The 12270-nt window shown below is 72.1% G+C and carries 11 protein-coding genes; 6 read left to right on the top strand and 5 right to left on the bottom strand.

The window, feature by feature from the left end:
* Positions 1 to 40: 40 nt before the first annotated feature.
* The 3 genes from GA0070620_RS31180 to GA0070620_RS31170 all read right to left on the bottom strand — a co-directional run bounded on the left by GA0070620_RS31180 (position 41) and on the right by GA0070620_RS31170 (position 2590).
* Positions 41 to 958 carry an ATP-grasp domain-containing protein gene (locus GA0070620_RS31180; protein WP_091597073.1) on the bottom strand — a complete coding sequence of 306 codons (918 nt, stop codon included), beginning with the start codon at positions 956 to 958 and terminating at the stop codon, positions 41 to 43.
* 6 nt (positions 959 to 964) lie between these two features.
* Complete coding sequence (locus GA0070620_RS31175; protein WP_091597070.1) at positions 965 to 1297, bottom strand: hypothetical protein; 333 nt, start codon at positions 1295 to 1297, stop codon at positions 965 to 967.
* A gap of 333 nt (positions 1298 to 1630) precedes the next feature.
* Complete coding sequence (locus GA0070620_RS31170; RefSeq protein ID WP_091597068.1) at positions 1631 to 2590, bottom strand: heme o synthase; 960 nt, start codon at positions 2588 to 2590, stop codon at positions 1631 to 1633.
* A gap of 292 nt (positions 2591 to 2882) precedes the next feature.
* Between GA0070620_RS31170 and tkt the strand changes: the two genes are divergently transcribed.
* The 6 genes from tkt (at position 2883) to pgl (ending at position 11362) form a co-directional block, all read left to right on the top strand.
* A complete protein-coding gene (tkt, locus tag GA0070620_RS31165) occupies positions 2883 to 5018 on the top strand; it encodes a transketolase (protein ID WP_091597066.1) in 2136 nt (711 codons plus the stop codon).
* A gap of 18 nt (positions 5019 to 5036) precedes the next feature.
* Positions 5037 to 6215 carry a transaldolase gene (tal, locus tag GA0070620_RS31160; RefSeq protein ID WP_091597063.1) on the top strand — a complete coding sequence of 393 codons (1179 nt, stop codon included), beginning with the start codon at positions 5037 to 5039 and terminating at the stop codon, positions 6213 to 6215.
* A gap of 76 nt (positions 6216 to 6291) precedes the next feature.
* Positions 6292 to 7941 (top strand): glucose-6-phosphate isomerase, encoded by a 1650-nt coding sequence (locus GA0070620_RS31155; protein ID WP_091597060.1) that lies wholly within the window; start codon positions 6292 to 6294, stop codon positions 7939 to 7941.
* A 2-nt stretch (positions 7942 to 7943) separates the two neighbouring features.
* The gene (gene zwf / locus GA0070620_RS31150) at positions 7944 to 9494 is read left to right on the top strand and encodes a glucose-6-phosphate dehydrogenase (protein WP_091597057.1); all 1551 of its coding nucleotides are present in this window, start codon (positions 7944 to 7946) and stop codon (positions 9492 to 9494) included.
* Positions 9491 to 10507, top strand: coding sequence for a glucose-6-phosphate dehydrogenase assembly protein OpcA (locus GA0070620_RS31145; protein WP_091597054.1), 1017 nt, complete (start codon positions 9491 to 9493; stop codon positions 10505 to 10507). Before zwf ends, GA0070620_RS31145 begins: the two co-directional genes overlap by 4 nt.
* Before the next feature lie 84 nt (positions 10508 to 10591).
* On the top strand, positions 10592 to 11362 hold the full coding sequence (pgl, locus tag GA0070620_RS31140; RefSeq protein WP_091597051.1) for a 6-phosphogluconolactonase: 771 nt from the start codon (positions 10592 to 10594) through the stop codon (positions 11360 to 11362).
* Positions 11363 to 11449: 87 nt separating this feature from the next.
* On the opposite strand, the gene GA0070620_RS31135 is transcribed toward pgl, so the two are convergent.
* Positions 11450 to 11791: an RNA polymerase-binding protein RbpA gene (locus GA0070620_RS31135; protein ID WP_091597048.1), complete on the bottom strand. Its 342-nt coding sequence runs from the start codon at positions 11789 to 11791 to the stop codon at positions 11450 to 11452.
* 142 nt (positions 11792 to 11933) lie between these two features.
* Positions 11934 to 12188, bottom strand: coding sequence for a preprotein translocase subunit SecG (gene secG, locus GA0070620_RS31130; protein WP_091599678.1), 255 nt, complete (start codon positions 12186 to 12188; stop codon positions 11934 to 11936).
* Positions 12189 to 12270 lie beyond the last annotated feature (82 nt).

The following is a 12270-nucleotide window of genomic DNA, read 5'->3' as shown; positions in this document are numbered from 1 at the left end:
CTCTTGATCACCGCGGTGGTCGGGCGGGTCGGCCCGCGGGTCAGGGACGGGACAGGTGGGTGCGGATCGCGGTGGCCAGGCGCTCGGGTGCGCCGGCCGCGTGCGCCAGGAAGAGCGACGGCTCGGTCAGCTCCAGCTCCACGAGGACCGGGCTCCCGTCCGGGCCGGGGATCAGGTCGACGCGGGCGTACAACAGGCGCTCCGACCCGCCCGGCACCGCGGCGAGGGTCTTCGCGGCGACCGCGAGCTGGTCCTCGGTGGCCGTACGGGCGGTGATCTCCTCGGGCCGGTAGAGCCCGTCCACGCCGTGGTCCGGGCCGGTCAGCATGGGGCCCTTGCGGATGGCGTGGCTGAACGCCAACCCGTCCGGCCCGGCCAGGAAGAGCAGCGCCGTCTCGCCGGCGGTGTCCACGGCGCTCAGGTAGGGCTGGACCATGGTGACCCGGCCCGCCTCGGACAGCCGCCGGACGTGCGCGGCCGCCAACTCCCGGTGCTCGGGATCGGCCAGGTCGTAGCGGCCGGTGTCCTGGCTGCCGGCGCTGATCGCGGGCTTGAGGACGTACTCGCCGGAGTCGGCGGGCGGCTGCCAGGGCTCGCCGGGCAGGACCCACGACGTGGGGACGGTGGGCACCCCGGCCACCGACAACTCGCTCAGGTAGCGCTTGTCGGTGTTCCAGCGCACCACGTCGGCCGGGTTGGCCAGGGCGGGCACGCTCTGCGCCCACGCGACGAACTGGTCGCGCCGGAGCATGTAGTCCCACGGCGAGCGGAGCACCGCCAGGTCGTACGCGGACCAGTCGACGGTGGAGTCGTCCCACACCACCGGTTCGGCGGCAACACCGTGGGCGGCCAGAGGGCCGACCACGAGCCGGTCGTCCGGGTCGAGGTCGGCGAGTTCGGTGCAGGTGACGAGAGCGACCCGGGGTTTCCCCCGGGCCGGCTGGTGGTGGTTGGTCAATTTATCTCAACGGGCCATCGTGCGTCGGGCCATCGACCGCCAGAGGTCGTTGCTCGGCCGCATCTGGTCCATCAGTTCCCGCTCCCAGGCGTTCTCGACGGAGACCCCCGCCTCGGCGCAGGCCTCCCGCGCGACGACGGTGTCGTCCGCGAACTGGTCACCCCACGTCCCGTCGGAACCCACGAGGACGATGCGAGCGCCGCGCTTGCCGACGTACTCGATGACCGCCTTGGCGCCGCCGTGTCCGGCGGCGAACGACCGGATGCCCGCGACCAGGCCGTTGGGGGCCTGCTCGGTGGTGGGCTCGGCCGTCAGCGTCGTATCGGAACCATCTGCCATGACGCGAAGCCTAAGCAGACTTCCACCCGTGTGGGCGAGAACCGTGAACCTTTTGTGATGCCTATTACCTGCGGGTTTAAGGAAGAGCACAGGTGAAGTGCCCGGTTTTATCCGGACTTAGGGCGGCAAAGCTTCGTCTCGGACCGCATCGATCCGCCGCACGTTGAGCCAGTCCGACTCATGCTGAAAGTCACCATGATGTGACCTGAAAGCCGGACAACTCATCCATCATCGTGATTTGTTGGGCCGAGAAAGCCCTGCCCCGGCTGCCGGCGAGGCCGCTGCCCAGCCACGGGCCGGACACCCTCCCCCGGCTGCGACCGGGCGAACCGGTCAGATCAGCGCGTCGAGCGCGACCGCGGCGAAGACGATGGTCAGGTAGGTCGTCGACCAGTGGAACAGCCGCATCGGCTTGACCGCCTCACCCCGCGAGGCACGCCCGCAGAGCCGGTGCGCCTCGACCAGGAAGATGCTGCCGACAACCAACGTCGGAACGCCGTAGAGGAAGCTCATGCCCAGCGGCCACACGGCCAGCGAGGTCAGGACGGTCAGCCAGGCGAAGATCAGGATCTCGGCGTTCACCCGACGGACGGACGCCACCACGGGCAGCATCGGGATGCCCGCCCGGGCGTAGTCGTCCTTGTACTTCATCGCGAGCGGGTAGAAGTGCGGCATCTGCCAGAAGAAGACCACCGCGAAGAGGGCCCAGGCCGCCGGCGCCAGGGAGCCGGTGACCGCCGCCCAGCCGATCAGCACGGGGGCGGCCCCGCAGGCCCCGCCCCAGAACGTGTTCGTCGGCGTGGTCCGCTTGAGCCAGAGCGTGTAGACCACGTCGTAGTACACGATCGCGGCCAGGGTGAGCCCCGCGGCCAGCAGGTTGGTGAACACCGCCATCAGGGCGACCGAGACCGCCGCCAGCACCAGACCGAAGATCAGGGCGCTGCGCGGCGAGACCGTGTGCGCGGGCAGCGGCCGACGCTTCGTGCGCCGCATCAACTGGTCGATGTCCCGGTCGATGTAGCAGTTGAGGACGCTGGCCGCACCCGCGGCCAGGGAGCCGCCGATCAGGACCACGGCGACCAGCCACAGGGACGGGAGCCCGCCGGCGGCGAGCATCATCGCCGGCACGGTGGTGACGAGCAGCAGTTCGACGATGCGGGGCTTGGTGAGGGCCACGTACGCCGCCACGACCGCCCGCACGTCCCGCCGCGGAGCGACCGAGTCCTCCACCGCCGTCCGCACGGGCTGCGGCCCGGCGGAGTCGCTGACGGGGCGCTCGGTGATCATGCTCACGGATTGCCACCTTCCGGCGTCGGCAGGGGAGATCGGATCGGCGGACCCGTGACCGGGCCACACACCGCCCCACACACTACGCGCTGTCGTTTTGGCTGCCCGGCCGACCCGGCAACGGTGCCTGCCGTCACACCTGCCGCGCTTCCATGCCCGTCGTCACACGTGCGGCTCTTTCCGCCCGCTCACGACGAGAGTAGAGAGAACCATGCACTGATCCCCGGGCGGACGTTTAGGAGTGGTCGATAGGGTCATCAGTGACGGTTCCGCCCATCTGTCGAGGAGCACAATCAACGTGGCTGCCAACCAATCCGAGCCCGAACTCAGCTGGTCCGACCTGGACCGCCGGGCCGTCGACACCGTTCGCGTGCTGGCCATGGACGCCGTGGAGAAGTCCGGCAACGGTCACCCCGGCACCGCCATGAGCCTCGCCCCGGCCGCGTACCTGCTGTTCAACCGGGTGATGCGCCACAACCCCGCCGACCCGAACTGGCCCGGCCGCGACCGTTTCGTCCTCTCCGCCGGGCACTCCAGCCTGACCCTCTACATCCAGCTCTTCCTCTCCGGCTACCCGCTGAGCCTGGACGACCTCAAGTCGCTGCGTCAGTGGGGCTCGCTGACCCCGGGCCACCCCGAGCACGGCCACACCCCGGGCGTGGAGACCACCACCGGCCCCCTCGGTCAGGGCCTGGGCAACGCGGTCGGCATGGCCATGGCCGCCCGGCGTGAGCGGGGCCTGTTCGACCCGGAGGCGGAGCCGGGCACCTCGGTCTTCGACCACGACATCTGGTGCATCGCCTCCGACGGCGACATCGAGGAGGGCATCAGCCACGAGGCCAGCGCCCTCGCCGGCCACCAGCAGCTGGGCAACCTCACCCTGATCTACGACGACAACGAGATCTCGATCGAGGACGACACCCGCATCGCCAAGAGCGAGGACGTGGCCGCGCGCTACGCGGCTTACGGGTGGCACGTACAGACCGTCGACTGGCGCCGCGGTGACGCCGACCAGGGCGACTACCACGAGGACGTCGAGGCGCTGTACCGGGCGTTGCTGGCCGCGAAGGCCGAGACCGGGCGCCCCTCCTTCATCGCCCTGCGCACCATCATCGGCTGGCCCGCCCCCAACAAGCAGAACACCGGCAAGATCCACGGTTCGGCGCTCGGCGCCGACGAGGTGGCCGCCACCAAGCAGATCCTCGGCTTCGACCCGGCGCAGAGCTTCCAGGTCGACGAGGACGTGCTGACGCACGCGCGCACGGTGCTCACCCGGGGCGAGCAGGCCGAGCAGGAGTGGACCACGGCGTTCGAGAGCTGGGCCGAGGCCAACCCGGAGCGCAAGGCCCTCTACGACCGGCTCGCCGGCCGGACCCTGCCGGACGGCTGGACCGACGCGCTGCCCGAGTTCCCGGCCGACGCCAAGGGCATCGCCACCCGCGCCGCCTCCGGCAAGGTGCTGGAGGCGCTCGCGCCGGTGCTCCCGGAGCTGTGGGGCGGCTCGGCCGACCTGGCCGAGAGCAACAACACCACGATGAAGGGCGAGCCGTCGTTCATCCCGGCGACGCACGCCACCAAGGACTTCCCCGGCCACGAGTACGGCCGCACGCTGCACTTCGGCATCCGCGAGCACGCCATGGGAGCGATCCTCAACGGCATCGCCCTGCACGGCGGCACGCGCCCGTACGGCGGCACGTTCCTGGTGTTCAGCGACTACATGCGCCCCTCGGTGCGGCTCGCCGCGCTGATGAAGCTGCCGGTGACCTACGTCTGGACGCACGACTCGATCGGTCTCGGCGAGGACGGCCCCACCCACCAGCCGGTGGAGCACCTGACCGCGCTGCGGGCCATTCCCGGCCTGGACGTGGTGCGTCCGGCGGACGCCAACGAGACCGCCTGGGCCTGGCGGACCGCCCTGGAGCACACCGACCGGCCGACCGCGCTGGCGCTGAGCCGTCAGGCGCTGCCGACCCTGGACCGCGGCACGCTGGGCAGCGCCGAGGGCGTGGCTCGCGGGGGGTACGTGCTGGCCGAGGCGTCCACCGGCAAGCCGCAGGTGATCCTGGTCGGCACGGGCTCCGAGGTGCAGCTCTGCCTCACCGCCCGGGAGCGGCTGGAGGCCGAGGGCACCCCGACCCGGGTCGTCTCGATGCCCTGCCAGGAGTGGTTCGCCGACCAGGACGAGGCCTACCGGGAGTCGGTCCTGCCGCGCGGGGTAAAGGCAAGGGTGAGCGTGGAGGCGGGCATCGCCATGTCCTGGCGCGCGATCGTCGGCGACTGCGGCGAGAGCGTCAGCCTGGAGCACTACGGGGCGAGCGCGCCGCACACCGTTCTGTTCGAGCAGTTCGGGTTCACCCCGGACCGGATCGTGGCCGCCGCGCACGCGGCGCTGACCCGGGTGGGCGACATCACCGGTTTCACGACCGGTAACTGAAGGGGAGCGTGGACGGAAATGACTGACAGGTTGAGCGAGCTCAGCGCCACCGGGGTGGCGATCTGGCTCGACGATCTCTCGCGGACGCGGCTGAGCACCGGCGGGCTCGACAAGCTCCGCCGGGAGAAGCACGTGGCCGGCGTGACCACCAACCCGACGATCTTCGCGAAGGCCCTGAGCGACGCCGACGAGTACAACTGGCAGCTGCGCGACCTCGCCATCCGTGGCGTGGAGGTCGAGGAGGCCGTACGCATGCTCACCACGTACGACGTGCGGTGGGCCTGCGACGTGATGCGTCCGTCGTACGACAAGAGCGCCGGCGTCGACGGCCGGGTCTCGATCGAGGTCGACCCGCGGCTCGCGCACGAGTCGGAGCGGACCGTCGCCGAGGCCAAGGCCCTGTGGTGGCTGATCGACCGGCCGAACCTCTTCATCAAGATCCCGGCGACCGAGGCCGGCATCCCGGCGATCACCGCGACCCTGGCCGAGGGCATCAGCGTCAACGTCACGCTGATCTTCGGACTGGACCGCTACTCGCAGGTCATGCAGGCCTTCCTCGCCGGCCTCGAGCAGGCCAAGGCCAACGGCCACGACCTGTCCAAGATCGGCTCGGTGGCGTCCTTCTTCGTCTCCCGGGTCGACACCGAGGTCGACAAGCGACTGGAGAAGATCGGCTCGGCCGAGGCGAAGTCGCTGCGCGGCAAGGCCGCGATCGCCAACGCCCAGCTGGCGTACGAGCGCTACAGCGAGGTCTTCTCCTCCGACCGCTGGAAGGCCCTCGCCGACGCGGGTGCCCACCCGCAGCGGCCGCTGTGGGCGTCCACCTCGACGAAGAACCCGGACTACCGGGACGTCGTGTACGTCGAGCAGCTGATCGCCCCCGGCACGGTCAACACCATGCCGGAGTCGGTCATCCACGCCTACGCCGACCACGGCGAGACCCAGGCCGACACCGTCACCGGCGCGTACGACGCCGCCCGGAAGGTCTTCGACGACCTGGCCGCCGTCGGCGTGGACATGGCCGACGTGATCGGTGTGCTGGAGCGCGAGGGCGTGGAGAAGTTCGAGGCGAGCTGGCTGGAGCTGCTCGACGGCGTCCGCAAGTCGCTGGAGTCGGCCGCGCAGGGCGCAGGTGCCCCCGGCAAGGCCGCCAAGGGCAACGCGAAGGCCGCCCAGCAGGCGGGAGGGAACGCGTGAGCGAGCGCAGCGAGCGAACCATCGAGCACAGCAGCGTGGCGCCTCGCGCCACCACGCGGCGGAGCGGAGTGGTGGCGTGAGTGACCTTCTGAGCGGCCCGGCGGAGACCGCCGCCGGGCTGTCCGTCCACGGGGCGGAGGCGGTCGACAAGGCCGCCCCCGCCTCGACCCGGGACGCGGTGGTCTCCGCCGGGGTCCCGGCGAAGCTGGCCGCGAAGGACCCGAGCCTGTGGGGCCCGGACGCCGAGGCCGAGGCGAAGATCCGCCTCGGCTGGGTGGACACCCACCAGCGCAGCCGGGAACTGCTCCCCCAGCTCGCCGAGCTGAAGGCCGAGTTGGGCGACCTCGACCACGTGGTGCTCGCCGGCATGGGCGGCTCCTCACTGGCCCCCGAGGTGATCACCCGGACCCTCGGCAAGCCGCTGACCGTGCTGGACACCACCGACCCGGGCCAGGTCCGGGCCGCGCTGGGCGACCGGCTGGAGCGCACCGTCGTGGTGGTGGCGAGCAAGTCCGGTTCGACGGTGGAGACCGACAGCCACCGCCGGGCCTACTGGCAGGCGTTCCTGGACGCGGGCATGACCGAGGCGGAGGCCGGCCGGCACTTCGTCATCGTCACCGACCCGGGTTCGCCGCTGGAGCAGACGGCCGCCGAGATGGGCGCGTTCACCGTGCTGGCCGACCCGAACGTGGGTGGGCGTTACTCGGCGCTGACCGCGTTCGGGCTGGTCCCGTCGGCGCTGGCCGGCGTCGAGGTGGCCGAGCTGCTCGACCAGGCCGACGCGCTCGCCGCGTCGCTCGGCGGCGACCGGGACAACCCGGCGCTCGCGCTGGGCGCCGCGCTCGGCGCGGCGGCGACGGTGGGCCGCGACAAGGTCGCCCTGGTCTCCGACGGCACCGGCATCGACGGGCTCGGCGACTGGGCCGAGCAGCTGATCGCCGAGTCCACCGGCAAGGCCGGGGTGGGCATCCTGCCGGTGGTGGTGGAGTCGCCGCAGAGCCCCGGCGCCAAGGGCGCCGACGTGCTGACGGTGAGCTACGGCGGCGCGCTCAACGCCGGTGACGTGCCCGGCGGCGGCACCGACCCGGACGTGGCGGTCAACGGCCCGTTGGGCGCGCAGTTCCTGGCCTGGGAGTACGCCACCGCGGTGGCCGGTGTGGTGCTCGGCATCGACCCGTTCAACCAGCCGAACGTCACCGAGTCCAAGGAGAACACCAACAAGATCCTCTCCTCGGGGCTGCCGGCGGAGTCGCCGTCGTTCACCGAGGGCGCGATCGAGGTGTACGCCCCCGCGGGCGCCCCGGGTGACCTGGCGGGCGTGCTGCGCTGGCTGCTCGACGGGCTCGGCGACGAGGGCTACCTCGCGGTGATGGCGTACCTCGACCGGTTCGCCGACGCCGACGCCGCCCGCCTGCGGCCGCTGCTGGCGGAGGCGGGCGGCCGGCCGGTCACGTTCGGCTGGGGGCCCCGCTTCCTGCACTCGACCGGTCAGTACCACAAGGGCGGCCCGCAGGTCGGCAGCTACCTTCAACTGACCGGTGCGGTCTCCGATGATCTGCCGGTGCCCGGTAAGCCGTACTCGTTCGGGGAGCTTCAGGCGGCGCAGGCCGCCGGCGACCGGCAGGCGCTGGCCGGGCGGGACCGCCCGGTGCTGCGGCTGCACCTGACCGACCGGTCCGCGGGCGTGGCCCAGCTGCTCGATGCGGCCGGTGAGCTGCGGGCGTGAGGATGGACGACGTGGAACAAGCGGAGCGACCGCGCGGCGCGAACCCGCTGCGCGACCCGCAGGACCGCCGGCTGCCCCGGATTCCCGAGCCGTGCGCGCTGGTGATCTTCGGGGTCACCGGCGACCTGGCCCGGAAGAAGCTGCTGCCGGCGGTCTACGACCTGGCGAACCGGGGGCTGCTGCCCCCGGGCTTCGTCGTGCTCGGGTTCGCCCGGCGCGACTGGGGTGACGGTGACTTCGAGACCCTCGCCTGCGAGGCGGCGCGCAAGCACGCCCGCACCCCCTGGCGGGACGAGGTGTGGGCGCGCCTGGCGGGCAACATCAAGTTCGTCGGCGGGTCGTTCGACGACGACGCCGCGTTCGACCACCTCGCCGCGACGTTGGACGAGCTGCGGGACACCCACGGGATCCCCGGCAACGCGGCCTTCTACTTCTCGATCCCCCCGGCGGCCTTCCCGGTCGTGCTCAAGCAGCTCGCCCGCACGGGCATGGCCGACAACGCGAAGTCCGGCGGCTGGCGTCGGGTCGTCGTGGAGAAGCCGTTCGGGCACGACCTGCCGTCGGCGAAGGCGTTGAACGACCTCGTCGACGACGTCTTCACCCGGCAGGACGTGTTCCGGATCGACCACTACCTGGGCAAGGAGACGGTCCAGAACATCCTCGCCCTGCGGTTCGCCAACAACCTGTTCGAGCCGCTGTGGAACTCCAAGTACGTCGACTCGGTGCAGATCACCATGGCCGAGGACGTCGGCATCGGCACCCGCGCCGGCTTCTACGACTCCGCAGGCGCCGCGCGCGACGTGCTCCAGAACCACCTCCTCCAGTTGCTCGCGCTGGTGGCGATGGAGGAGCCGACCAGCTTCGACCCGGACGAGATCCGCACCGAGAAGCTGAAGGTGCTCAAGGCGATCACCCTGCCCAAGGACGTCTCCGAGGGCACCGTGCGGGGCCAGTACCTGCCCGGCTGGGTAGGCGGCGAGCGCGCCGTCGGCTACCTCGACGAGGAGGGTGTGCCGCAGGACTCCACGACCGAGACATACGTCGCGGTCCGGCTGGGCATCCAGAACCGGCGCTGGGCCGAGGTGCCGTTCTACATCCGGGCCGGCAAGCGGCTGCCCCGGCGGGTCACCGAGGTCGCCATCATGTTCAAGAAGGCGCCGCACCTGCCGTTCGACGACGCCGACGTGGAGGCGTTGGGCAACAACCAACTGGTCATCCGGGTACAGCCGGACGAGGGTGTGGTGCTCAAGTTCGGCTCCAAGGTGCCCGGCACCGCCATGGAGGTCCGCGACATCGCGATGGACTTCCAGTACGGCGAGGCGTTCACCGAGTCCAGCCCGGAGGCGTACGAGCGGCTGGTCCTGGACGTCCTGATCGGTGACCGCACCCTCTTCCCGGACGCCGCCGAGGTCGAGCAGAGCTGGCAGGTGGTGGACCCGCTGGAGCAGGCCTGGGCCGGCCAGAAGCCGGAACCCTACCGGGCCGGCGAGTGGGGCCCCCGGGCCGCCGACGAGATGCTGGCCCGCGAGGGCCGGGCTTGGAGACGCGCATGATCGGCCTGTGGGACACCACCGGTAACGAGGTGGTCAAGGCGCTCGCCGCCGAGCGGCGCAGCGCGGGCGGGGTGGCCAGCGGCATGGCCCTCACGCTGATCGTCGTGGTGGACGAGAAGCGGGTACGCGAGGCGGAGGCGGCGGCGACCATCGCCTCCGCCGCCCACCCCTGCCGGCTGGTGGTGGTGGTCCGCTCCGACATCGAGCGGGACCGCAACCGCCTGGACGCCGAGATCGTCGTCGGTGGCCGCCTCGGGCCGGGCGAGGCGGTCGTCACCCGCATGTACGGCCGGCTGGCGCTGCACGCCGAGTCGGTCGTGATGCCGCTGCTGGTGCCGGACGTGCCCGTCGTCACCTGGTGGCACGGCGAGCCGCCCGCGGAGATCTCCACCGACTTCCTCGGGGTGGTCGCCGACCGCCGGATCACCGACGCGGCGCAGGCCGCCGACCCGATCGAGGCGCTGCGGCAGCGGGCCCGGGACTACGCGCCGGGCGACACCGACCTGGCGTGGACCCGCATCACCCCGTGGCGCACGCTGGTCGCCGGGGCGTTCGACACCACCGCCGCCAAGGTCACCGAGGCCACGGTGGTGGCGCCACGCACCGACCCGACCGCGGCGCTCATGCGCGGCTGGCTGAAGGCCCGCCTCGGCATCGACCCACGGTGGGAACACACCGACGAGTTCCCCCGGATGCGGGAGGTGCAGCTGCGCTGCGCCAACGGCGACGCGCTGACCCTGACCCGCGACGACAGCCTGGCCACGTTCAAGCGGAGCGGGCAGGAGGACCGCACCCTGCCGCTGGTACGCCGCCCGCTCGGCGACGAACTGGCCGAGGAGCTGCGCCGGCTCGACGCCGACCAGGTTTACGCGGAGGCGTTGGGCGCCGCGGCGGACCTGTCCGGCCTGGAGCAGCGCCCGGCGACGCGGGTGCACGTCTGGAAGGACCCGGCCACCGCCCAGCGTGCCGAGGCGGGCGTCTCCGCCCACGCCGGCACCAGCGGCGAAGGGTGAGCGTGGCCACACGCGCCCGCGCCTGCCCGGAACAACAGTCACCGGCCCGCCCGAGCGGGCCGCGAGGAACGAAAAAGGCACGACATGAGTGAGGCGAGTGTCGCCGTCCACGCCGACCCCGACCTGCTGGCGCAGGCGGTGGCGGCCCGGTTGGTGGTGAAGCTGCTGGACGCCCAGGCCGACCGCGGCCAGGCGTCGGTGGTGTTGACCGGTGGGCGGATCGCGGCGGCCGTGTACCGGGCGGTGGCGCAGCTGCCGGCCCGGGACGCGGTCGACTGGTCCCGGGTCGACTTCTGGTGGGGTGACGAGCGGTTCCTGCCCTCCGGTGACCCGGACCGCAACGAGACGCAGGCCCGTGCGGCGCTGCTGGACTCGCTGCCGCTCGACCCGGCCCGCATACACGCGATGCCGGCCTCCGACGGGCCGGACGGGGACGACCCGGAGGAGGCGGCCGCCCGCTACGCGGCCGAACTGGCCGCCGCCGCCCGACCGGGCACCGCGGAGCTGCCGCACTTCGACGTGCTCATGCTCGGCGTCGGGGAGGACGGGCACATCGCCTCGGTCTTCCCCGAGGACCCGGTGCACTACGAGAGCCGGCCGGTCAGCGCGGTGCGGGGCAGCCCCAAGCCGCCGCCGGTGCGCGTCACGCTGACCCTCCCGACGATCAACACCGCCGAGGAGGTGTGGCTGGTCGCCGCCGGCGCCGACAAGGCGCGCGCGGTGAGCATGGCCCTGGCCGGCGCCGGGCCGGTGCAGCTGCCCGCCGCCGGGGCACGGGGCGTCAGCCGTACGCTCTGGCTGCTGGACCGGGCCGCGGCGGCCGACGTGCCCGTCCGGCTGCGCAGCCTGCGCTGAGCCCGCCGGCGGGCACCCCGCACGCGGAAAGAGTGGTCGTTCCTCCCGGGGGGGGCGGCCACTCTTTCCGCGCGAGCGGGTGACCGATCAGCGCCCGCGGCGACGACGCAGGTCGGCGAGGGCCTCCGCGAGGATCGCGGCGCCCTCCTCGTCGGTGCGCCGCTCCTTCACGTACGCCAGGTGGCTCTTGTAGGGCTCGCTACGCGCCCGCCCGGGCGGGTTCTGCGCGTCCTGCCCGGCGGGGAAGCCGCAGCGCGGGCAGTCCCACAGCGGAGGTGGGGTGGCCTCCGCGGCGATGAGGATCTCGACCCGGTGGTCGTTGCGGCACCAGTAGACGACCGCCTGACGGGGGGCCGGCTCGTAACGCTCGGGAGGACGTTCGGGGCCTGATCCGACCCGGGCGCCCCGGATCACGTTGCCGTTGGGCACGGCTGTTCGCTCCTGTCGTCGGAGGGGACCGCCGTAGGGGTGGACGGCGGGCGACGCGGTGCGGTGCGGTGCGGTGAAAAGACCTGCGCGCGGCCCGTCAGTTGACGGACCGCGCGCAGATTGTACGACTCGGAAGGGTCGCTCAGGCGGTCATCTGGAGTCGGAGCCACAGCCCGAGACCGACGATGCAGGCGAACCAGACGACGCCCACCAGAACGGTGTAGCGGTCCAGGTTCTTCTCCGCCACCGACGAACCGGCGAGGCTGGAGCTGACTCCGCCGCCGAACATGCTCGACAGGCCGCCGCCCTTACCTCGGTGCAGCAGGATGAGCATGGTGAGCAGGATGCTCGTGATGATCAGCAACACGATCAGCGTGTATGCGAACCAGATCGGCAGCATGGCTGGGGTCAGTCCTCTCGTAGCGATCCTCGCCCGGACAGGTCGGGCACGGCGGCACCGACCGGCGGACGGGCGGAGT

This window comes from Micromonospora krabiensis, from assembly GCF_900091425.1.
GTDB classification, from domain to species: domain Bacteria; phylum Actinomycetota; class Actinomycetes; order Mycobacteriales; family Micromonosporaceae; genus Micromonospora; species Micromonospora krabiensis.
Note: the sequence above shows the minus strand (reverse complement) of the source record. Positions and strands in the feature narration are given on the sequence as shown.